18 protein-coding genes and 2 pseudogenes are annotated in these 23,422 nt (G+C 51.7%); 15 read left to right on the forward strand and 5 right to left on the reverse strand.

Annotation, left to right across the window (positions count from 1 at the left end; genetic code table 11):
* Positions 1-287: 287 nt before the first annotated feature.
* Both ampG and ACUU1M_RS11005 read right to left on the reverse strand, forming a co-directional pair.
* The gene (ampG, locus tag ACUU1M_RS11000; protein ID WP_000098418.1) at positions 288-1,763 is read right to left on the reverse strand and encodes a muropeptide MFS transporter AmpG; all 1,476 of its coding nucleotides are present in this window, start codon (positions 1,761-1,763) and stop codon (positions 288-290) included.
* A gap of 43 nt (positions 1,764-1,806) precedes the next feature.
* Complete coding sequence (locus ACUU1M_RS11005; protein ID WP_001295326.1) at positions 1,807-2,385, reverse strand: lipoprotein; 579 nt, start codon at positions 2,383-2,385, stop codon at positions 1,807-1,809.
* Positions 2,386-2,689: 304 nt separating this feature from the next.
* Here ACUU1M_RS11005 and bolA point away from each other — a divergent pair, with 304 nt between their 5' ends.
* From bolA to fadM, 9 genes are all read left to right on the forward strand, one after another.
* On the forward strand, positions 2,690-3,007 hold the full coding sequence (bolA, locus tag ACUU1M_RS11010; RefSeq protein WP_000973448.1) for a transcriptional regulator BolA: 318 nt from the start codon (positions 2,690-2,692) through the stop codon (positions 3,005-3,007).
* A 343-nt stretch (positions 3,008-3,350) separates the two neighbouring features.
* A complete protein-coding gene (gene tig / locus ACUU1M_RS11015; protein ID WP_001198386.1) occupies positions 3,351-4,649 on the forward strand; it encodes a trigger factor in 1,299 nt (432 codons plus the stop codon).
* A 246-nt stretch (positions 4,650-4,895) separates the two neighbouring features.
* Positions 4,896-5,519 (forward strand): ATP-dependent Clp endopeptidase proteolytic subunit ClpP, encoded by a 624-nt coding sequence (clpP, locus tag ACUU1M_RS11020; RefSeq protein WP_000122253.1) that lies wholly within the window; start codon positions 4,896-4,898, stop codon positions 5,517-5,519.
* Positions 5,520-5,644: 125 nt separating this feature from the next.
* Entirely contained in the window at positions 5,645-6,919 is a 1,275-nt protein-coding gene (gene clpX / locus ACUU1M_RS11025; RefSeq protein WP_000130305.1) for an ATP-dependent protease ATP-binding subunit ClpX, read from the forward strand.
* 187 nt (positions 6,920-7,106) lie between these two features.
* On the forward strand, positions 7,107-9,461 hold the full coding sequence (gene lon, locus ACUU1M_RS11030; RefSeq protein WP_001295325.1) for an endopeptidase La: 2,355 nt from the start codon (positions 7,107-7,109) through the stop codon (positions 9,459-9,461).
* Between the two features lie 190 nt (positions 9,462-9,651).
* Complete coding sequence (gene hupB, locus ACUU1M_RS11035) at positions 9,652-9,942, forward strand: nucleoid-associated protein HU-beta (RefSeq protein WP_254892905.1); 291 nt, start codon at positions 9,652-9,654, stop codon at positions 9,940-9,942.
* 191 nt (positions 9,943-10,133) lie between these two features.
* Positions 10,134-12,005, forward strand: a complete 1,872-nt coding sequence (ppiD, locus tag ACUU1M_RS11040) for a peptidylprolyl isomerase (protein ID WP_000969405.1) — start codon at positions 10,134-10,136, stop codon at positions 12,003-12,005.
* Between the two features lie 150 nt (positions 12,006-12,155).
* Positions 12,156-12,527 (forward strand): helix-hairpin-helix domain-containing protein, encoded by a 372-nt coding sequence (locus tag ACUU1M_RS11045; protein ID WP_000680312.1) that lies wholly within the window; start codon positions 12,156-12,158, stop codon positions 12,525-12,527.
* Between the two features lie 93 nt (positions 12,528-12,620).
* Positions 12,621-13,019 (forward strand): long-chain acyl-CoA thioesterase FadM, encoded by a 399-nt coding sequence (fadM, locus tag ACUU1M_RS11050; RefSeq protein ID WP_001194534.1) that lies wholly within the window; start codon positions 12,621-12,623, stop codon positions 13,017-13,019.
* A 51-nt stretch (positions 13,020-13,070) separates the two neighbouring features.
* On the opposite strand, the gene queC is transcribed toward fadM, so the two are convergent.
* Together queC and ACUU1M_RS11060 are read right to left on the reverse strand one after the other, a co-directional pair.
* On the reverse strand, positions 13,071-13,766 hold the full coding sequence (gene queC, locus ACUU1M_RS11055) for a 7-cyano-7-deazaguanine synthase QueC (RefSeq protein ID WP_000817229.1): 696 nt from the start codon (positions 13,764-13,766) through the stop codon (positions 13,071-13,073).
* Between the two features lie 64 nt (positions 13,767-13,830).
* Entirely contained in the window at positions 13,831-15,531 is a 1,701-nt protein-coding gene (locus ACUU1M_RS11060) for an SgrR family transcriptional regulator (protein ID WP_001238198.1), read from the reverse strand.
* 99 nt (positions 15,532-15,630) lie between these two features.
* Here ACUU1M_RS11060 and cof point away from each other — a divergent pair, with 99 nt between their 5' ends.
* From cof to amtB, 6 genes and pseudogenes are all read left to right on the forward strand, one after another.
* Complete coding sequence (cof, locus tag ACUU1M_RS11065) at positions 15,631-16,449, forward strand: HMP-PP phosphatase (protein ID WP_005072959.1); 819 nt, start codon at positions 15,631-15,633, stop codon at positions 16,447-16,449.
* A 153-nt stretch (positions 16,450-16,602) separates the two neighbouring features.
* Positions 16,603-17,060: pseudogene (gene decR / locus ACUU1M_RS11070) on the forward strand (DNA-binding transcriptional regulator DecR).
* A 29-nt stretch (positions 17,061-17,089) separates the two neighbouring features.
* Positions 17,090-18,862 carry a SmdA family multidrug ABC transporter permease/ATP-binding protein gene (locus ACUU1M_RS11075; protein ID WP_001235580.1) on the forward strand — a complete coding sequence of 591 codons (1,773 nt, stop codon included), beginning with the start codon at positions 17,090-17,092 and terminating at the stop codon, positions 18,860-18,862.
* A complete protein-coding gene (locus ACUU1M_RS11080) occupies positions 18,855-20,636 on the forward strand; it encodes a SmdB family multidrug efflux ABC transporter permease/ATP-binding protein (RefSeq protein ID WP_001256216.1) in 1,782 nt (593 codons plus the stop codon). The genes ACUU1M_RS11075 and ACUU1M_RS11080 overlap by 8 nt, the downstream gene beginning before the upstream one ends.
* 180 nt (positions 20,637-20,816) lie before the next feature.
* Entirely contained in the window at positions 20,817-21,155 is a 339-nt protein-coding gene (gene glnK, locus ACUU1M_RS11085) for a P-II family nitrogen regulator (protein ID WP_000780338.1), read from the forward strand.
* Positions 21,156-21,184: 29 nt separating this feature from the next.
* Positions 21,185-22,471 (forward strand): ammonium transporter AmtB, encoded by a 1,287-nt coding sequence (amtB, locus tag ACUU1M_RS11090; protein WP_000685029.1) that lies wholly within the window; start codon positions 21,185-21,187, stop codon positions 22,469-22,471.
* A gap of 48 nt (positions 22,472-22,519) precedes the next feature.
* Here amtB and tesB read toward each other — a convergent pair.
* A pseudogene (tesB, locus tag ACUU1M_RS11095) lies at positions 22,520-23,379 on the reverse strand (acyl-CoA thioesterase II).
* Between the last annotated feature and the right edge of the window lie 43 nt (positions 23,380-23,422).

A 23,422-nucleotide genomic window follows, 5' to 3' on the forward strand; every position in this document is an offset into this window, starting at 1 on the left:
TTATAACAAAAGGGGAGTGCAGAAGGAGTCTTGGCGGGCAATTGGTATAACTAATGCGAAATAAAACAATTATTTAACAAATAATTATCATTGGAGTGACAACTGGGTGGTGAGAAAATAAAGACTCATTAGCTGAATCGTGTAAGAAAAATAGAATTTATAAATGGCGCCAATAATTTCCAAACGCTAAGCCGCACAAAAGAACAAATATTAATAAGCGATGCTGATGTTTATTTAGCCGTAATAATTACGGCGAGTGATTACTACAGCTAAATAATATTTACAGATTACGTCAGATGCGTTTTTCGTAGCGCCAGATAATCCAGCAAACCACCAAGCACGACGCCAGAAAGGGCGACTAAAACCCCGACTTCCAGCAGAGCAGGCAGGAAAGAGAAGTGCGTCAAATCCAGCGCGTCCATCGTCAACAGAAGTAACCACACGGCCAACAGGCTGACGCCCGCCGCCAGTGTCCACATGGCAAAGGCATAACCTGCCGGATATTCGGTACGGGAGATAAAGTTGTCATTTACTCGTGTATATTCAAGCGTCTGGCGGCAAACCAGCAGCAAAATAAGCCCCGGTACGGCAGCGGCGACGGAGAATAGATAGAATGTCGACCAGCCGTGTGCTTCAACAAACCAACCCGCCACGGGGCCGACATAAACTCGCCCTACAGCGGAAAGCGCTGAGAGCAGGGCAAATTGAGTAGCGGAAAATGACTTATTACACAGCGTCATTAACAGCGCGACAAAGGCTGATGTGCCCATCCCGCCACAGAGGTTTTCGAAAAAGACGGCTGCGCCCATGCTGTAGAGATGCTTATCAGTAATCGACAGCAGCCAGTAACCAGCGTTAGACGCACCTTGTAAAATGCCGAAAATCAGCAGCGCCCGGAACAGCGACAGGCGCTGCATCAAAATCCCACCGTACAATGCGCCAACAATGGTCGCCAGTAAGCCAAGCGTTTTGTTTACCACGCCTACTTCACCCGCATCAAACCCGACGCCGCGAATCAAAAACGTAGTTGTCAGGCTCATGGCGAATGCGTCGCCCAGCTTATACAGCACGATAAGAAGCAAAATAAGCCAGGCATTATTGCGACCAAAGAAATCTCGCAGAGGTGCAACAACCGCTTGTTCCAGCGTTTTGGGCACAGGAATGGGGTCGGTTGGTTCTGGTGCAAGCAACGTCGCGATAATACAGGGGATCAACAGCGCCGCCATCAACCAGTACATGCCCTGCCAGCCCAACCATTTATCTGCCAGCCACAGGGCTAGGCCGCCGGAAACCAGCATCCCTAAACGGTAACCCAGCACGCTGATTGCCGCGCCCGCACCACGTTCTTCTGCCGGGAGCACATCGGTTTTCCACGCATCGAAGACAATATCCTGGGAGGCAGAGCAAAAAGCGATCACCACCGCCAGCGCCGCCATCCAGCGGAGTTGGGTGCCTGGTTCGAGAAAACCCATCGCCGCAATGGCGACTAATAACAGGATTTGCGTGGCGAGCAGCCAACCGCGCCGCCGCCCAAAAAATGGGGGCGTGTAGCGGTCCATCAGCGGTGACCAGAGGAATTTAAAAACGTAAGCCTGGCCTACCAGAGAGAAGAAACCAATGGTTTTGAGATCGATATTTTCGACCGTCATCCAGGCCTGTAAGGTGCCGGATGTCAGGGCGAGCGGTAGCCCGGAAGCAAAACCCAGGATCAGCAATATGGCTGAACGCGGCTGTTGAAAAATACGTAAATATTGACTGGACATGGGCGTCTACAGGCCCGGCTTGCACCGGGCCAGAGGGCAGAAATTAACGCGCGTTCTGCTTGATGAATTCGTGAATGCTGGTGTCCTGAGACATATCAGCGATGGTATCGGTCAGCACACTGTTAACCGCATCGGCGATATTTTTGTTGGAGGCCTGGAACGCACCTTCAACGTTGTAGCTGGCACGATAGTTTTTGGTCATTTTGTTGCCATTCTGCGCGGTAGCGATGATGGCGATATCCGCTTTGGTAGCGATGTTGTAGCGCACGTTGCCCTGGGACACGTCAGCATACAGTTGGCTAACGATGATTTGCAGATTAACCGGTCCATTCGGACCAACCATGTAACCACGCGCGGTCATCTGTTTTTCCAGCACTTCTTGCAGCAGGAAACGCAGATCGCGGGAGGCGGTCAGGGTAACGATTTGATTATCGCGGGTGACTTTTGCCAGCGCCTGATCGGTACGCTGATCGGCACCATTAATGCTTACGGTGACGCCCATCAGGCTTGGATCCTGCTGTGGCAGTGTAATCGTCGGGGAAACTTCAATAGTTGTTGGCGGTTTTGCGCATCCTGCAAGCATAAACAGAGCAACTAACGGGAAGAGGATTTTTTTGAACATGTTCGGGCTCTCAGAGACTCTTAAGCGTGTTTGGTAAAAATTCCCGCCATCATAACATTGCCAACGGCGAGGGGAAGTGGGTAAGGCATGTAAATTCATCATGTTGACGAAATAATCACCCCTGGTAAAAGAAACGCTGATGCGAGGCCTGTGTTTCAATCTTTAAATCAGTAAACTTCATACGCTTGACGGAAAAACCAGGACGAAACCTAAATATTTGTTGTTAAGCTGCAATGGAAACGGTAAAAGCGGCTAGTATTTAAAGGGATGGATGACATCTCAGCGTTGTCGGAGGAGATATTTCATGATGATACGTGAGCGGATAGAAGAAAAATTAAGGGCGGCGTTCCAACCCGTATTCCTCGAAGTAGTGGATGAAAGCTATCGTCACAATGTCCCAGCCGGCTCTGAAAGCCATTTTAAAGTTGTGCTGGTCAGCGATCGTTTTACGGGTGAACGTTTTCTGAATCGTCATCGAATGATTTACAGTACTTTAGCGGAGGAACTCTCTACTACCGTTCATGCGCTGGCTCTGCATACTTACACTATTAAGGAGTGGGAAGGGTTGCAGGACACCGTCTTTGCCTCTCCTCCCTGTCGTGGAGCAGGAAGCATCGCGTAAAAACGCATTTGCAACTGTCGGCGCTTTTCCAGTATGTTGCTAAAGATTTTATGAAAAACGGCCTGCGGGCCGTTTTGTTTTGTCTGGATTTTGCGCTTTTTGCCCAGCATTCAGACGAAAATTGCCCGGGAATTGTGAAAAAATACGCGACAGCGCGCAATAACCGTTCTCGACTCATAAAAGTGATGCCGCTATAATGCCGCGTCCTATTTGAATGCTTTCGGGATGATTCTGGTAACAGGGAATGTGATTGATTATAAGAACATCCCGGTTCCGCGAAGCCAACAACCTGTGCTTGCGGGGTAAGAGTTGACCGAGCACTGTGATTTTTTGAGGTAACAAGATGCAAGTTTCAGTTGAAACCACTCAAGGCCTTGGCCGCCGTGTAACGATTACTATCGCTGCTGACAGCATCGAGACCGCTGTTAAAAGCGAGCTGGTCAACGTTGCGAAAAAAGTACGTATTGACGGCTTCCGCAAAGGCAAAGTGCCAATGAATATCGTTGCTCAGCGTTATGGCGCGTCTGTACGCCAGGACGTTCTGGGTGACCTGATGAGCCGTAACTTCATTGACGCCATCATTAAAGAAAAAATCAATCCGGCTGGCGCACCGACTTATGTTCCGGGCGAATACAAGCTGGGTGAAGACTTCACTTACTCTGTAGAGTTTGAAGTTTATCCGGAAGTTGAACTGCAGGGTCTGGAAGCGATCGAAGTTGAAAAACCGATCGTTGAAGTGACCGACGCTGACGTTGACGGCATGCTGGATACTCTGCGTAAACAGCAGGCGACCTGGAAAGAAAAAGACGGCGCTGTTGAAGCAGAAGACCGCGTAACCATCGACTTCACCGGTTCTGTAGACGGCGAAGAGTTCGAAGGCGGTAAAGCGTCTGATTTCGTACTGGCGATGGGCCAGGGTCGTATGATCCCGGGCTTTGAAGACGGTATCAAAGGCCACAAAGCTGGCGAAGAGTTCACCATCGACGTGACCTTCCCGGAAGAATACCACGCAGAAAACCTGAAAGGTAAAGCAGCGAAATTCGCTATCAACCTGAAGAAAGTTGAAGAGCGTGAACTGCCGGAACTGACTGCAGAATTCATCAAACGTTTCGGCGTTGAAGATGGTTCCGTAGAAGGTCTGCGCGCTGAAGTGCGTAAAAACATGGAGCGCGAGCTGAAGAGCGCCATCCGTAACCGCGTTAAGTCTCAGGCGATCGAAGGTCTGGTAAAAGCTAACGACATCGACGTACCGGCTGCGCTGATCGACAGCGAAATCGACGTTCTGCGTCGCCAGGCTGCACAGCGTTTCGGTGGCAACGAAAAACAAGCTCTGGAACTGCCGCGCGAACTGTTCGAAGAACAGGCTAAACGCCGCGTAGTTGTTGGCCTGCTGCTGGGCGAAGTTATCCGCACCAACGAGCTGAAAGCTGACGAAGAGCGCGTGAAAGGCCTGATCGAAGAGATGGCTTCTGCGTACGAAGATCCGAAAGAAGTTATCGAGTTCTACAGCAAAAACAAAGAACTGATGGACAACATGCGCAATGTTGCTCTGGAAGAACAGGCTGTTGAAGCTGTACTGGCGAAAGCGAAAGTGACTGAAAAAGAAACCACTTTCAACGAGCTGATGAACCAGCAGGCGTAATTTACGCAGCATAACGCGCTAAATTCGCACAAAGGCCCGTCACCGCTAGGTGGTGGGCTTTTTTTTGTCATGAATTTTGCATGGAGCCGTGCGAAAAGCCTCTTTCGGTGTTAGCGTAACAACAAAAGATTGTTATGCTTGAAATATGGTGATGCCGTACCCATAACACAGGGACTAGCTGATAATCCGTCCATAAGGTTACAATCGGTACAGCAGGTTTTTTTCAATTTTATCCAGGAGACGGAAATGTCATACAGCGGCGAACGAGATAACTTTGCACCCCATATGGCGCTGGTGCCGATGGTCATTGAACAGACCTCACGCGGTGAGCGCTCTTTTGATATCTATTCTCGTCTACTTAAGGAACGCGTCATTTTTCTGACTGGCCAGGTTGAAGACCACATGGCTAACCTGATTGTGGCGCAGATGCTGTTCCTGGAAGCGGAAAACCCAGAAAAAGATATCTATCTGTACATTAACTCCCCAGGCGGGGTGATCACTGCCGGGATGTCTATCTATGACACCATGCAGTTTATCAAGCCTGATGTCAGCACCATCTGTATGGGCCAGGCGGCCTCGATGGGCGCTTTCTTGTTGACCGCAGGGGCAAAAGGTAAACGTTTTTGCCTGCCGAATTCGCGCGTGATGATTCACCAACCGTTGGGCGGCTACCAGGGCCAGGCGACCGATATCGAAATTCATGCCCGTGAAATTCTGAAAGTTAAAGGGCGCATGAATGAACTTATGGCGCTTCATACGGGTCAATCATTAGAACAGATTGAACGTGATACCGAGCGCGATCGCTTCCTTTCCGCCCCTGAAGCGGTGGAATACGGTCTGGTCGATTCGATTCTGACCCATCGTAATTGATGCCAGAGGCGCAACTGTGCCGCTATACTTATCTAGGGCGGCACAACGCTGTAAGCGGCTTGCGCCTGAGAATGGCATTTGCGTCGTCGTGTGCGGCACAAAGAACAAAGAAGAGGTTTTGACCCATGACAGATAAACGCAAAGATGGCTCAGGCAAATTGCTGTATTGCTCTTTTTGCGGCAAAAGCCAGCATGAAGTGCGCAAGCTGATTGCCGGTCCATCCGTGTATATCTGCGACGAATGTGTTGATTTATGTAACGACATCATTCGCGAAGAGATTAAAGAAGTTGCACCGCATCGTGAACGCAGTGCGCTACCGACGCCGCATGAAATTCGCAACCACCTGGACGATTACGTTATCGGCCAGGAACAGGCGAAAAAAGTGCTGGCGGTCGCGGTATACAACCATTACAAACGTCTGCGCAACGGCGATACCAGCAATGGTGTCGAGTTGGGCAAAAGTAACATTCTGCTGATCGGTCCGACCGGTTCCGGTAAAACGCTGCTGGCTGAAACGCTGGCGCGCCTGCTGGACGTCCCGTTCACCATGGCCGACGCAACCACGCTGACCGAAGCCGGTTATGTGGGCGAAGACGTTGAAAACATCATTCAGAAGCTGTTGCAAAAGTGCGATTACGACGTACAGAAAGCGCAGCGCGGGATTGTCTACATCGATGAAATCGACAAGATTTCTCGTAAGTCAGACAACCCGTCCATTACCCGAGACGTTTCCGGTGAAGGAGTACAGCAGGCACTGTTGAAACTGATCGAAGGTACGGTAGCTGCTGTTCCACCGCAAGGTGGGCGTAAACATCCGCAGCAGGAATTCTTGCAGGTTGATACCTCTAAGATCCTGTTTATTTGTGGCGGTGCGTTTGCCGGTCTGGATAAAGTGATTTCCCACCGTGTAGAAACCGGCTCCGGCATTGGTTTTGGCGCGACGGTAAAAGCGAAGTCCGACAAAGCAAGCGAAGGCGAGCTGCTGGCGCAGGTTGAACCGGAAGATCTGATCAAGTTTGGTCTTATCCCTGAGTTCATTGGTCGTCTGCCGGTTGTAGCAACGTTGAATGAACTGAGCGAAGAAGCTCTGATTCAGATCCTCAAAGAGCCGAAAAACGCCCTGACCAAGCAGTATCAGGCGCTGTTTAATCTGGAAGGCGTGGATCTGGAATTCCGTGACGAGGCGCTGGATGCTATCGCTAAGAAAGCGATGGCGCGTAAAACCGGTGCCCGTGGCCTGCGTTCCATCGTAGAAGCCGCACTGCTCGATACCATGTACGATCTGCCGTCCATGGAAGACGTCGAAAAAGTGGTTATCGACGAGTCGGTAATTGATGGTCAAAGCAAACCGTTGCTGATTTATGGTAAGCCGGAAGCGCAACAGGCATCTGGTGAATAATTAACCATTCCCATACAATTAGTTAACCAAAAAGGGGGGATTTTATCTCCCCTTTAATTTTTCCTCTATTCTCGGCGTTGAATGTGGGGGAAACATCCCCATATACTGACGTACATGTTAATAGATGGCGTGAAGCACAGTCGTGTCATCTGATTACCTGGCGGAAATTAAACTAAGAGAGAGCTCTATGAATCCTGAGCGTTCTGAACGCATTGAAATCCCCGTATTGCCGCTGCGCGATGTGGTGGTTTATCCGCACATGGTCATCCCCTTATTTGTCGGGCGGGAAAAATCTATCCGTTGTCTGGAAGCGGCGATGGACCATGATAAAAAAATTATGCTGGTCGCGCAGAAAGAAGCTTCAACGGATGAGCCGGGTGTAAACGATCTTTTCACCGTCGGGACCGTGGCCTCTATATTGCAGATGCTGAAACTGCCTGACGGCACCGTCAAAGTGCTGGTCGAGGGGTTACAGCGCGCGCGTATTTCTGCGCTCTCTGACAATGGCGAACACTTTTCTGCGAAGGCGGAGTATCTGGAGTCGCCGACCATTGATGAGCGGGAACAGGAAGTGCTGGTGCGTACTGCAATCAGCCAGTTCGAAGGCTACATCAAGCTGAACAAAAAAATCCCACCAGAAGTGCTGACGTCGCTGAATAGCATCGACGATCCGGCGCGTCTGGCGGATACCATTGCTGCACATATGCCGCTGAAACTGGCTGACAAACAGTCCGTTCTGGAGATGTCCGACGTTAACGAACGTCTGGAATATCTGATGGCAATGATGGAATCGGAAATCGATCTGCTGCAGGTTGAGAAACGCATTCGCAACCGCGTTAAAAAGCAGATGGAGAAATCCCAGCGTGAGTACTATCTGAACGAGCAAATGAAAGCTATTCAGAAAGAACTCGGTGAAATGGACGACGCGCCGGACGAAAACGAAGCCCTGAAGCGCAAAATCGACGCGGCGAAGATGCCGAAAGAGGCAAAAGAGAAAGCGGAAGCAGAGTTGCAGAAGCTGAAAATGATGTCTCCGATGTCGGCAGAAGCGACCGTAGTGCGTGGTTATATCGACTGGATGGTACAGGTACCGTGGAATGCGCGCAGCAAGGTCAAAAAAGACCTGCGTCAGGCGCAGGAAATCCTTGATACCGACCATTATGGTCTGGAGCGCGTGAAAGATCGCATCCTTGAGTACCTTGCGGTTCAAAGCCGTGTCAACAAAATCAAGGGACCGATCCTCTGCCTGGTAGGGCCGCCGGGGGTAGGTAAAACCTCTCTTGGTCAGTCCATTGCCAAAGCCACCGGGCGTAAATATGTCCGTATGGCGCTGGGCGGCGTGCGTGATGAAGCGGAAATCCGTGGTCACCGCCGTACTTACATCGGTTCTATGCCGGGTAAACTGATCCAGAAAATGGCGAAAGTGGGCGTGAAAAACCCGCTGTTCCTGCTCGATGAGATCGACAAAATGTCTTCTGACATGCGAGGCGATCCGGCCTCTGCACTGCTTGAAGTGCTGGATCCAGAGCAGAACGTAGCGTTCAGCGACCACTACCTGGAAGTGGATTACGATCTCAGCGACGTGATGTTTGTCGCGACGTCGAACTCCATGAACATTCCGGCACCGCTGCTGGATCGTATGGAAGTGATTCGCCTCTCCGGTTATACCGAAGATGAAAAACTGAACATCGCCAAACGTCACCTGCTGCCGAAGCAGATTGAACGTAATGCACTGAAAAAAGGTGAGCTGACCGTCGACGATAGCGCCATTATCGGCATTATTCGTTACTACACCCGTGAGGCGGGCGTGCGTGGTCTGGAGCGTGAAATCTCCAAACTGTGCCGCAAAGCGGTTAAGCAGTTACTGCTCGATAAGTCATTAAAACATATAGAAATTAACGGCGATAACCTGCATGACTACCTCGGTGTTCAGCGTTTCGACTATGGTCGCGCTGATAACGAAAACCGTGTCGGTCAGGTAACCGGTCTGGCGTGGACGGAAGTGGGCGGTGACTTGCTGACCATTGAAACCGCATGTGTTCCGGGTAAAGGCAAACTGACCTATACCGGTTCGCTCGGCGAAGTGATGCAGGAGTCTATTCAGGCGGCGTTAACGGTGGTTCGTGCGCGTGCGGAAAAACTGGGGATCAACCCTGATTTTTACGAAAAACGTGACATCCACGTCCACGTACCGGAAGGTGCGACGCCGAAAGATGGTCCGAGTGCCGGTATTGCTATGTGCACCGCGCTGGTTTCTTGCCTGACCGGTAACCCGGTTCGTGCCGATGTGGCAATGACCGGTGAGATCACTCTGCGTGGGCAGGTACTGCCGATCGGTGGTTTGAAAGAAAAACTCCTGGCAGCGCATCGCGGCGGGATTAAAACAGTGCTAATTCCGTTCGAAAATAAACGCGATCTGGAAGAGATTCCTGACAACGTAATTGCCGATCTGGACATTCATCCTGTGAAGCGCATTGAGGAAGTTCTGACTCTGGCGCTGCAAAATGAACCGTCTGGCATGCAGGTTGTGACTGCAAAATAGTGACCTCGCGCAAAATGCACTAATAAAAACAGGGCTGGCAGGCTAATTCGGGCTTGCCAGCCTTTTTTTGTCTCGCTAAGTTAGATAGCGGATCGGGCTTGCCCTTATTAAGGGGTGTTGTAAGGGGATGGCTGGCCTGATATAACTGCTGCGCGTTCGTACCTTGAAGGATTCAAGTGCGATATAAATTATAAAGAGGAAGAGAAGAGTGAATAAATCTCAATTGATCGACAAGATTGCTGCAGGGGCTGATATCTCTAAAGCTGCGGCTGGCCGTGCGTTAGATGCTATTATTGCTTCCGTAACTGAATCTCTGAAAGAAGGGGATGATGTAGCACTGGTAGGTTTTGGTACTTTTGCCGTTAAAGAGCGTGCTGCCCGTACTGGCCGCAACCCGCAGACCGGTAAAGAGATCACCATCGCTGCCGCTAAAGTACCGAGCTTCCGTGCAGGTAAAGCACTGAAAGACGCGGTAAACTAAGCGTTGTCCCCAGTGGGGATGTGACGAAGTTCAAGGGCGCATCTACTGATGTGCCTTTTTTATTTGTATTCGGTGACTTTCTGTGTCTTGTGGGCTGACAATTGCCCCCGTTTCTTGTCACAATAGGCCTTTGCGCGCATCGATACGTTGCGTGAGGTACACAGTCATCTACAGCGGAGTGTTGTTACACCATGATGGACAGCTTACGCACGGCTGCAAACAGTCTCGTGCTCAAGATTATTTTCGGTATCATTATCGTGTCGTTCATATTGACCGGCGTGAGTGGTTACCTGATTGGCGGAGGCAATAACTACGCCGCAAAAGTGAATGACCAGGAAATCAGCCGTGGGCAGTTCGAGAACGCCTTTAACAGCGAGCGTAATCGCATGCAGCAACAGCTGGGCGATCAATACTCCGAGCTGGCAGCGAACGAAGGCTATATGAAAACCCTGCGTCAACAGGTGCTGAATCGTCTGATCGACGAGGCGCTGTTGGATCAGTACGCTCGTGAGCTGAAACTGGGTATCAGTGATGAGCAGGTTAAACAGGCGATTTTCGCGACCTCAGCCTTCCAGGTTGACGGCAAATTTGATAACAGCCGCTATAACGGTATCCTCAACCAGATGGGGATGACCGCCGATCAGTACGCCCAGGCGCTGCGTAACCAGCTCACTACCCAACAGCTGATTAACGGCGTTGCCGGTACCGATTTTATGCTGAAAGGTGAAACCGACGAGCTGGCGGCACTGGTCGCGCAACAACGCGTGGTGCGTGAGGCGACTATCGATGTTAACGCGCTGGCGGCGAAGCAGCCTGCGACCGAACAGGAGATTGCCAGCTACTACGAACAAAACAAAAACAATTTCATGACGTCGGAACAATTCCGCGTGAGTTACATCAAGCTGGTTGCCGCAATGATGCAGCAACCGGTTAGCGATGCGGATATCCAGAGCTACTACGATCAGCATCAGGATCAATTCACCCAGCCGCAGCGTACCCGCTACAGCATCATCCAGACCAAAACTGAAGATGAAGCGAAAGCGGTACTTGATGAGCTGAATAAAGGCGGTGATTTTGCTGCATTAGCCAAAGAAAAATCTGCCGATATTATCTCTGCCCGTAACGGCGGCGATATGGGTTGGTTAGAAGATGCCACTATCCCCGACGAACTGAAAAATGCTGGTCTGAAAGAAAAAGGCCAACTGTCTGGTGTCATCAAATCTTCGGTCGGTTTCCTGATTGTACGTCTGGACGACATTCAGCCAGCGAAAGTGAAATCGTTAGACGAAGTACGTGACGACATTGCGGCGAAAGTGAAACACGAAAAAGCCCTCGATGCGTACTATGCGCTGCAGCAGAAAGTGAGCGATGCGGCAAGCAACGACACCGAGTCTCTGGCCGGTGCAGAGCAAGCTGCCGGCGTTAAAGCCACTCAGACGGGTTGGTTCAGCAAAGATAACCTGCCGGAAGAGTTGAACTTCAAGCCGGTTGCCGACGCTATCTTTAACGGCGGTCTGGTAGGTGAAAACGGCGCGCCGGGCATCAACTCTGACATCATCACCGTAGACGGCGACCGCGCATTCGTGCTGCGCGTCAGCGAGCACAAACCGGAAGCGGTGAAACCGTTGGCAGATGTTCAGGAACAAGTTAAGGCACTGGTTCAGCACAACAAAGCTGAACAACAGGCGAAAGTGGATGCTGAGAAACTGCTGGTTGATTTGAAAGCCGGCAAAGGTGCGGAAGCTATGCAGGCTGCCGGTCTGAAATTTGGCGAGCCGAAAACCTTAAGCCGTTCCGGTCGTGACCCGATTAGCCAGGCGGCGTTTGCACTGCCACTGCCAGCGAAAGACAAACCGAGCTACGGTATGGCGACCGATATGCAAGGTAATGTGGTTCTGCTGGCGCTGGATGAAGTGAAACAAGGTTCAATGCCGGAAGATCAGAAAAAAGCGATGGTGCAGGGTATCACCCAGAACAACGCACAAATCGTCTTTGAAGCTCTGATGAGTAACCTGCGTAAAGAGGCGAAAATCAAAATTGGCGATGCGCTGGAACAGCAATAATCCTGAAGCCGCCTCGCAAAAAAATGCGTTGCAGCTGTAACAAGAAAAGGTCGCTTTCGCGGCCTTTTCCATTTCTGAACATTGCCATTTGTTTACTGTTTTCACTCCCGTTAAGGTGATTCCACTGTTAACAAACAAGGAGAAAACAGTATGAAACACGGAATTAAAGCACTGCTCATTACCCTGTCCCTGGCCTGTGCCGGAATGTCTCATAGCGCGCTGGCGGCAGCTTCTGTGGCGAAACCGACGGCGGTAGAAACCAAAGCGGAAGCTCCTGCAGCACAAAGTAAAGCAGCAGTACCGGCGAAAGCCAGTGACGAAGAAGGCACCCGGGTCAGCATTAATAATGCCAGCGCGGAAGAGCTAGCCCGCGCGATGAATGGCGTTGGCCTGAAGAAAGCGCAGGCGATTGTCAGTTATCGCGAAGAGTACGGTCCGTTTAAAACGGTGGAGGATCTAAAGCAGGTGCCGGGGATGGGCAATTCGCTGGTGGAACGTAATCTGGCGGTATTAACCCTGTAATTAATTTGCATAGTGGCAATTTTTTGCCAGACTGAAGAGGTCATATCAGTTATGACCTCTGTACTTATAACAACAACGTAAGGTTATTGCGCTATGCAAACACAAATCAAAGTTCGTGGATATCATCTCGACGTTTACCAGCACGTCAACAACGCCCGCTACCTTGAATTTCTCGAAGAAGCCCGCTGGGATGGGTTGGAAAATAGCGACAGTTTTCAGTGGATGACGGCCCATAACATCGCCTTCGTCGTGGTCAATATCAATATTAACTATCGTCGCCCAGCGGTATTAAGCGACCTGTTAACTATTACCAGTCAGTTGCAGCAATTAAACGGTAAAAGCGGCATCTTAAGCCAAGTCATTACACTGGAGCCGGAAGGGCAGGTGGTAGCGGATGCGCTTATTACGTTTGTTTGTATTGATCTTAAAACGCAGAAAGCATTAGCTCTGGAAGGGGAATTGCGCGAAAAGCTGGAGCAGATGGTTAAGTAAACGTTTTGTGGTGCCGGATGCTCAAGCCGCATCCGGCGACACCCGGAATAATTACCTCAACCCGGTTTTCTGCTTCATCGCTGCCATCACCGTCGGTTTATCGGCCAGATAATGATTCAAACCGTTGGCGCGTAAATTACATGCCGCACAATGACCGCAACCGTCGCCTTTAATGCCGTTATAGCAGGTCAACGTTTCGTTACGGACTAAATCCAGTTTGCCGTAATAATCTGCCAGCGCCCAGGTTTCCGCTTTATCAATCCACATCAGCGGCGTTTCAAAACGAATATCTTTCGCCATGCCCAAACTGACGGCATGGTTTAGTGCTTTCACAAACTCATCGCGGCAATCCGGGTAGCCGGAGAAATCCGTTTCACAGACGCCGGTAATTACGGCTTCTGCTTTTACCTGATACGCATATATTGCCGCCAGCGTCAGGAACAAAATATTACGCCCTGGGACAAACGTATTCGGGATGCCATCGGCTTCAGGTTCATAATCAGGCACCGGAATGCTGTCACGTGTCAGGCTGCTGACCGCCAGCTCGTTGAGCAGCGTTACATCAAGAACCTTATGCGCGCGTGCTCCCAGTTTCAGCGCCAGTTCGCGTGCCACGTCGATTTCTGCGCGATGTCGCTGACCGTAATCGAACGTCACGCAATGGACTTCATCATATTGTTGTAATGCCTGCACCAGACAGGTGGTGGAATCCTGGCCTCCACTGAACACAACGACAGCACGTTTCATAGATAATCCTGCTTGAACAATAAAAGCGTTATGGTAACGCCTGCGATTAACCCGGACCAGCTATTCATTGCGACGGCGCGGGAAGCCAGGCTTCGGTAAATTCAAACCAGCCGCGCGGTGTCAGTCGCACACCGTTCACGCCGGGAGGGGCACTAATGCGATAGTGATAGTTGAACAGCGGCGTCAGCGTCGCGTCTGCCATTAACTGGCTAAAAACCGCTTTCAGGGCATTAAATCGGTTTTCCTCATCAGGCATTACTTGCACCGCGTCCAGCGTCGATTGCAGATGTGCATATGCTGGAGCGTCGAAAACATGTGGCCATAGTGGATCGCAACGTAGCCATTGCTCCAGAGTATATTCCGGTGCTTCGCCAATTAATCTGTCGCCCATCATGAGGTCTGCGTGTGCCAGTAGGGTCGTGTCGTCCCAGTTTTTTGCGTTATGAAAAATAATTGTGAGTTCACAGCCTTCCGCTGCCAGTGTCGCCTGTAGGCGTTCTGCCATGGTATGAAGTTCTATCGGTAGGTGATAAACCAGCGTCAAGGTTTTCGGTAGTTTGACTTCATCCGGTACTTGCCAGTGCGGAATAGTCCAGCCTGGCAGTAATGCATGACTGTCGGTGATCAGGTTTTCTCCGACTTCTAACGTTTGTAATAAACCGGATTGATGAATAATGGAGATCACTTTTCGCGCCTGCCAGAGGGAGAGTCGGGGACTTTTGCGCAACGTTAAATAGCAAAAACCTAAACTGATGCCACTACTGACCTGGCTGACCCGTTGCAGCTCCTCCGGTTTGCCGATGGTGATTTGCACGGGATGCCGACAACTGGTTCCCAAATCTTTTTCGAAAAGCGGCGGAGTTATCCAGTACTCAACCGCTTTAAGCAGCGGATGACGCAAATGGTAATAATCATGGCTCTCCAGGCGCACCAGCTCCGCTGTGAATTGTGTTAAGCGAAAAGGACCAGTACCGATCAGTGGGAATTGCGGATGCGGCAGATGGCTGCAATAGCTCGCCAGCCGGTGCGCAAGCCAGTAATCGGGGCGATGTAAAAAGAAGGTCAGACACTGCGGATGGGTGACTTCAATACGCTTCACGCTAATAAATAATTGATCCAGTGCTGGCAGTTGTAACAGCATCAATAATCGCTGGTGTAAGTGTGAGGCTTTTACTGCATCGCCGTTATGCCAGTGTAGGGTTGAACGAAGATAAAAGTCCCAGCGTAACCCGTCAGTAGAGGTTTCCCAGTGATGCGCTAAATCGCCAATCGGGCGCTGAGTATTATTATCGAAGCGGGTCAGGCCGGAAAATATCTGCCCGGCGAGATGCTGCTCGGCACGGCCGGGCAAAAAGCCTGGTTGTAGCGGTTCGAGCGGGCGATAGTAGGGAATACGCAACGTGGGTGTATCGTTTTGCCATTGTCCGCCCATAAACGGCTGTAACAGAGTGCGCAGCTCACCTGGGGCCAGTTGCGCCAGCTCCAGCACATCTTGCTGCTTTCCGGTTTCCAGTGCCTGTTCCATCATCGCATTGCGTAGCGATTCCGGCGTGACCAGAAAGCGTAATTGTCCGCGCTTTCCGCGTCCTGGCTGCGCCTGCCACTCCAGCCATCCCGCCTCCTGTGCCTGACGCAACAGCGTACGAACATGGCGTTCGCTGCAAAAACAGCGTTCGGCCAGTTCGCTGACGGTGACGGTTTGCGGCTTTCCGGCTGAAGGTTGCCACAGACGTTGATACTGGTTAAGACGGTTGAGCAATCGCATATAAACCCGGAACAATATTATTTAACTATTCACTATTACTTCCGTATATATCAGGTGATACTCAATCACCATTAACCGTGTCACAGAGTGGAGAAAGAAATGGCTCGTCTGGCAGCATTTGATATGGATGGCACTTTATTGATGCCTGACCATCATTTAGGTGAGAAAACCCTCTCTACTTTGGCGCGACTGCGTGAACGCGACATTACCCTCACTTTTGCCACGGGGCGTCATGCGCTGGAGATGCAGCATATTCTCGGGGCGCTATCGCTGGATGCATATTTGATTACCGGCAACGGAACGCGCGTGCATTCTCTGGAAGGTGAACTTTTACATCGTGATGATTTACCTGCGGATGTCGCGGAGCTGGTGCTGTATCAGCAATGGGATACCCGAGCCAGCATGCATATCTTCAATGACGACGGTTGGTTTACCGGGAAAGAGATCCCTGCGTTGTTGCAGGTATTTGTCTATAGCGGTTTTCGTTATCAGATAATCGATGTCAAAAAAATGCCACTCGGCAGCGTCACCAAGATCTGCTTCTGTGGCGATCACGACGATCTTACACGCTTGCAGATCCAGCTATACGAAGCATTAGGCGAGCGTGCACATTTGTGTTTTTCCGCCACGGATTGCCTCGAAGTGCTGCCGGTGGGCTGCAATAAAGGCGCTGCATTGACGGTGCTGACCCAACATTTAGGTTTATCGTTGCGCGATTGCATGGCCTTTGGTGATGCGATGAACGATCGCGAAATGTTAGGCAGCGTCGGTAGCGGGTTTATTATGGGCAATGCGATGCCGCAACTGCGCGCGGAGCTCCCGCATTTACCGGTGATTGGACATTGCCGAAATCAGGCTGTCTCTCACTATTTGACGCACTGGCTGGACTATCCACATCTACCTTATTCCCCCGAATAACGAGATCCCTTCCAGCACCGGGCAATTGCCCGGTTTTTTTTTGCGTTGAATTTGTCATTTTGTGCCGTGGTGTTTAAACCGCACAGAATAAATTGTCGCGATTTCACCTTTAAAATAGAATTAAAAGAGAAAAAAATTCTCCGTGGAAGGGCTATGTTAGATAAAATTGACCGTAAGCTGCTGGCCTTACTGCAGCAGGATTGCACCCTCTCTTTGCAGGCACTGGCTGAAGCCGTTAATCTGACAACACCCCCTGCTGGAAGCGCCTGAAACGGCTGGAGGACGACGGTATCCTTATCGGCAAAGTCGCCCTGCTGGATCCGGAAAAAATAGGCCTCGGCCTGACCGCCTTTGTGCTGATAAAAACGCAACATCACAGCAGCGAATGGTATTGCCGCTTTGTCACGGTGGTTACCGAAATGCCAAAAGTGCTGGGGTTCTGGCGCATGGCTGGTGAATACGATTATCTGATGCGCGTCCAGGTTGCCGACATGAAACGCTACGACGAGTTTTATAAGCGTCTGGTAAACAGCGTGCCGGGGCTGTCGGACGTCACTTCCAGCTTCGCGATGGAACAGATTAAATACACCACTTCTTTACCCATCGAATAAACATCCAGAATCAGGTCAGGACACAACGCGTGCGATTATTTGCTCAATTAAGCTGGTATTTCCGTCGGGAATGGCGTCGCTATCTTGGGGCTGTCGCCTTGCTTGTCATTATCGCGATGCTGCAACTGGTTCCGCCAAAAGTGGTTGGTATTGTTGTCGATGGCGTGACAGAACAACACTTTACTACCGGGCTGATCCTGATGTGGATCGCCACCATGGTGCTGATTGCCGTTGTGGTTTATCTCCTGCGTTATGTCTGGCGCGTATTGCTGTTTGGCGCGTCTTACCAACTGGCTGTTGAACTGCGTGAAGATTATTACCGTCAGCTAAGCCGGCAGCACCCGGAGTTTTACCTGCGTCATCGCACGGGTGATCTCATGGCTCGTGCGACCAATGACGTCGATCGCGTCGTGTTTGCCGCCGGAGAAGGGGTGCTGACGCTGGTGGATTCACTGGTAATGGGCTGCGCTGTGTTGATTATGATGTCTACGCAAATTAGCTGGCAGTTGACCTTATTTGCCCTGTTACCGATGCCAGTGATGGCGATCATGATTAAGCGCAACGGCGATGCCTTGCATGAACGCTTTAAGCTGGCACAGGCGGCGTTTTCCAGTCTTAATGACCGCACCCAGGAAAGCCTCACCAGTATCCGCATGATCAAAGCCTTTGGTCTGGAAGATCGCCAGTCGGCGTTATTTGCCGCGGATGCCGAAGATACCGGCAAAAAAAACATGCGGGTGGCGCGTATTGATGCTCGTTTCGACCCGACCATCTATATCGCGATTGGTATGGCGAACTTGCTGGCGATTGGCGGCGGTAGTTGGATGGTGGTGCAGGGCAGTTTAACGCTGGGCCAGCTCACCAGTTTTATGATGTATTTAGGTCTGATGATTTGGCCAATGCTGGCGCTGGCATGGATGTTTAACATTGTGGAACGTGGTAGTGCTGCATACAGCCGTATTCGCGCGATGCTGGCGGAAGCGCCGGTGGTGAACGATGGTAGCGAACCCGTGCCGGAAGGGCGTGGCGAACTGGATGTAAATATTCACCAGTTCACGTATCCGCAGACTGACCATCCTGCGCTGGAAAACGTCAATTTCGCCCTGAAACCCGGTCAGATGCTGGGTATTTGCGGGCCGACTGGTTCCGGCAAAAGTACCCTGTTGTCGCTCATTCAGCGTCATTTCGACGTCAGCGAGGGGGATATTCGCTTTCATGATATTCCTCTGACGAAGTTACAACTCGATAGCTGGCGTAGCCGCCTGGCGGTGGTCAGCCAGACGCCATTCCTTTTTTCTGACACCGTGGCGAATAACATCGCGCTGGGTTGCCCGAATGCCACCCAGCAAGAGATTGAGCATGTCGCGCGGTTAGCCAGCGTACATGACGATATTTTGCGTCTACCGCAAGGTTACGATACAGAAGTGGGCGAGCGCGGCGTGATGCTTTCCGGTGGGCAAAAACAGCGTATCTCCATTGCTCGAGCGTTATTAGTCAACGCGGAAATCCTCATCCTTGATGATGCGCTTTCGGCGGTGGACGGACGCACAGAGCACCAGATCCTGCATAACCTGCGTCAGTGGGGACAGGGAAGAACGGTAATCATCAGTGCCCATCGCCTTTCGGCACTGACGGAAGCCAGTGAAATTATTGTGATGCAGCACGGACATATCGCCCAGCGTGGCAATCATGATGAGCTGGCGCAACAAAGCGGCTGGTATCGCGATATGTATCGCTATCAACAACTGGAGGCGGCGCTCGACGACGTTCCGGAAATTCGCGAGGAGGCCGTCGATGCGTAGTTTTAGCCAACTGTGGCCGACTCTCAAGCGCCTGTTAGCGTATGGTTCGCCGTGGCGTAAACCGCTGGGGATTGCGGTCCTGATGATGTGGGTTGCGGCGGCGGCAGAAGTCAGTGGGCCGCTGCTTATCAGCTATTTTATCGACAATATGGTAGCGAAAAATAACCTGCCGTTGAAAGTGGTTGCAGGGCTGGCTGCGGCGTATGTTGGGCTACAACTGTTTGCCGCCGGGCTACATTACGCGCAGTCGCTGCTGTTTAATCGGGCGGCAGTAGGCGTAGTGCAACAGTTGCGTACCGACGTGATGGATGCTGCGTTACGCCAGCCATTAAGCGAGTTTGATACCCAACCCGTCGGGCAGGTGATTTCCCGCGTCACTAATGACACTGAAGTGATCCGCGATCTCTACGTTACCGTAGTGGCAACTGTCCTGCGCAGTGCCGCACTGGTGGGCGCGATGCTGGTGGCGATGTTCAGCCTCGACTGGCGAATGGCGCTGGTGGCGATAATGATTTTCCCGGTGGTGCTGGTGGTAATGGTGATATACCAGCGTTACAGCACGCCGATTGTCCGCCGTGTGCGCGCCTATCTGGCGGATATCAACGACGGCTTTAACGAAATCATCAATGGCATGAGCGTTATCCAGCAGTTTCGTCAGCAGGCGCGATTTGGCGAACGTATGGGGGAGGCCAGTCGTTCACACTATATGGCTAGGATGCAAACCCTGCGCCTCGACGGTTTTCTGCTGCGTCCGCTGCTGAGTCTGTTTTCATCGCTCATTCTTTGTGGCTTATTGATGCTGTTTGGCTTCTCCGCCAGCGGCACCATTGAAGTGGGCGTGTTGTATGCGTTTATCAGCTATCTTGGGCGACTTAACGAACCCTTAATCGAACTGACCACGCAACAGGCGATGCTGCAACAGGCTGTTGTTGCTGGTGAGCGCGTGTTTGAACTGATGGACGGACCGCGCCAGCAATATGGCAATGATGATTACCCGTTACAGAGTGGCACCATCGAAGTCGATAACGTGTCATTTGCTTATCGCGATGACAATCTGGTGCTAAAGAACATTAATCTCTCTGTGCCTTCGCGTAACTTTGTGGCGCTGGTCGGGCATACCGGCAGTGGTAAAAGTACCCTCGCCAGTTTATTGATGGGCTATTACCCGCTAACGGAAGGTGAGATTCACCTTGATGGTCGTCCATTAAGTTCGCTAAGTCATAGCGCGCTGCGCCAGGGCGTGGCAATGGTGCAGCAAGATCCGGTGGTGCTGGCGGATACCTTCCTCGCCAACGTGACGCTGGGGCGGGATATCTCCGAAGAACGCGTCTGGCAGGCGCTGGAAACCGTGCAACTGGCGGAGCTGGCGCGCAGCATGAGTGATGGTATTTATACGCCGCTGGGCGAGCAGGGAAATAATCTCTCAGTCGGGCAAAAGCAACTGCTGGCACTGGCGCGCGTGCTGGTGGAGACGCCGCAAATCCTGATCCTTGATGAGGCAACCGCCAGCATTGACTCCGGTACTGAACAGGCGATTCAACATGCTCTGGCGGCGGTGCGTGAACATACCACGCTGGTGGTGATTGCTCACCGCTTATCAACTATTGTTGATGCCGACACCATTCTGGTGCTTCATCGTGGGCAAGCCGTGGAGCAGGGCACTCACCAGCAACTGCTGGCGGCCCAGGGACGCTACTGGCAGGTGTATCAACTGCAACTTGCGGGCGAAGAGCTGGCAGCCAGCGTGCGTGAAGAGGAATCATTGAGCGCCTGAATAGCGCAATATTTCATCGTTGGTGCAAAAATGTAACGCACTGTGCACTGTCATAGTGCGTTTTCATTTTCAATCTTCTTAACTTCCTGCTCTCTTTCTCGTTTTTCATTTCTGGCACACCGCTTGCAATACCTTCTTCGTGTAGCAGAACCATTACCGAATTCTGACCGGAGGGGATCTATGAAGCTGGTGACCGTGATAATCAAACCATTCAAGCTGGAAGACGTTCGTGAAGCGTTATCTTCCATTGGTATTCAGGGCCTGACCGTCACCGAAGTGAAAGGTTTCGGGCGTCAGAAAGGGCATGCCGAGCTGTACCGGGGGGCGGAATACAGCGTCAACTTCCTGCCAAAAGTAAAAATTGATGTGGCGATTGCTGATGACCAACTCGATGAAGTGATCGATATCGTCAGTAAGGCGGCTTACACCGGAAAAATTGGCGACGGCAAAATCTTCGTCGCTGAATTGCAACGCGTCATTCGTATTCGTACCGGCGAAGCCGACGAAGCGGCGCTGTAATCTCTGGCACACAGCAACAGGAACGAAAAATGAAGATAGCGACGATAAAAACTGGGCTTGCTTCACTGGCGATGCTGCCGGGACTGGTAATGGCTGCACCTGCGGTGGCCGATAAAGCCGACAATGCGTTTATGATGATTTGTACTGCGCTGGTGCTGTTTATGACTATTCCGGGGATTGCCCTGTTTTACGGTGGGTTGATTCGCGGCAAAAACGTGCTGTCGATGCTGACGCAGGTGACGGTGACGTTTGCACTGGTCTGTATTCTCTGGGTGGTTTACGGTTATTCGCTGGCGTTTGGTGAGGGCAACAACTTCTTCGGCAACATTAACTGGTTGATGCTAAAAAACATCGAACTGACGGCGGTGATGGGCAGCATTTATCAGTATATCCACGTAGCGTTTCAGGGATCGTTTGCCTGCATTACCGTAGGCTTGATAGTTGGGGCGCTGGCGGAACGAATCCGCTTCTCAGCTGTGTTGATTTTCGTGGTGGTATGGCTGACGCTCTCTTACATTCCGATTGCGCATATGGTGTGGGGCGGTGGTTTGCTGGCTTCTCACGGTGCGCTGGATTTCGCGGGTGGCACGGTGGTGCACATTAACGCAGCAATCGCCGGTCTGGTGGGCGCGTATCTGATAGGCAAACGCGTGGGCTTCGGTAAAGAGGCGTTTAAACCGCACAACCTGCCGATGGTCTTCACCGGGACTGCCATTCTCTATATCGGTTGGTTTGGCTTTAACGCCGGGTCAGCGGGCACGGCGAATGAAATCGCGGCACTGGCATTTGTGAATACTGTGGTCGCAACGGCGGCGGCAATTCTTGGCTGGATCTTCGGTGAATGGGCGCTGCGTGGTAAGCCTTCTCTGCTGGGAGCGTGTTCTGGCGCGATTGCCGGTCTGGTCGGCGTGACGCCAGCGTGCGGCTACATTGGGGTTGGCGGCGCGTTGATTATCGGCGTGGTAGCTGGTCTGGCGGGTTTGTGGGGCGTTACCATGCTCAAACGCTTGCTGCGGGTGGATGATCCCTGCGATGTCTTCGGTGTGCACGGCGTTTGTGGCATTGTCGGCTGTATCATGACCGGGATTTTTGCCGCCAGTTCTCTGGGCGGCGTGGGCTTCGCTGAAGGTGTGACGATGGGCCATCAGTTGCTGGTACAGTTGGAAAGCATCGCCATTACGATCGTCTGGTCCGGTGTGGTGGCATTTATTGGCTACAAACTGGCGGATCTGACGGTTGGCCTACGTGTGCCGGAAGAACAAGAGCGAGAAGGGCTGGACGTCAACAGCCACGGCGAGAATGCCTATAACGCGTAACAAGCACTGCAAAAAATAGCCGGACGGTTTTCACCTCCGGCTATTTTTTTAATTGTGATTACGCATTACCCCTTCCTGAACGGTCGAGGCAACCAGCACGCCGTCTTGGGTATAAAACTCACCGCGCACAAAGCCGCGTGCGCTGGACGCCGAGGTGCTCTCCACGCTATACAGCAGCCATTCATTCAAATTAAACGGGCGATGGAACCACATGGAATGGTCAATGGTGGCAATCTGAATCCCCGGTTCGAGAAAACCGATGCAGTGCGGCTGTAGAGCTACCGGCAGGAAGTTAAGATCAGAAGCGTAACCGAGCAGATACTGATGAACGCGCAGGTCATCCGGCACGCTACCATTTGCGCGGATCCACACCTGACGATGTGGTTCTGCGACGTGACCTTTCAGTGGGTTATGAAACTCCACCGGACGGACTTCCAGCGGACGATCGCAGATGAATTTATCTTTAAGCACTGGCGGCAGCAGGTGCGCCAGCGATTGGGCGATTTGCGTTTCCGAAGGCAGGCCATCAGGCGCTGGCGCGGACGGCATTGTTTTTTGGTGTTCGAAACCCGTTTCTGGTGCCTGGAAAGAGGCCGTCATATAAAAATCGGTTTGCCGTTTTGAATAGCAGCAACCCGGCGGGCGCTGAAGCTGTTACCGTCACGCAGCGTTTCGACATCATAAATAATCGGTTTCTTACTATCGCCTGGGCGAAGAAAGTAGCTGTGAAACGAATGTACCAGCCGCTCTTCCGGGACGGTCTCTTTTGCAGCATACAAGGCCTGACCCACGACCTGGCCGCCAAACACCTGGCGTAAACCTAAATCTTCACTCTGGCCGCGAAAGAGTCCTTCCTCAATTTTTTCCAGATTTAACAATGTCAGTAAATTTTTTAGCGCCTGACTCATATAACTCTCCAGTAACAAAGCTGCCGCAGCAAGCCAAAGTGAG

The sequence above is a fragment of the Shigella sp. SIG6 genome, assembly GCF_053555815.1.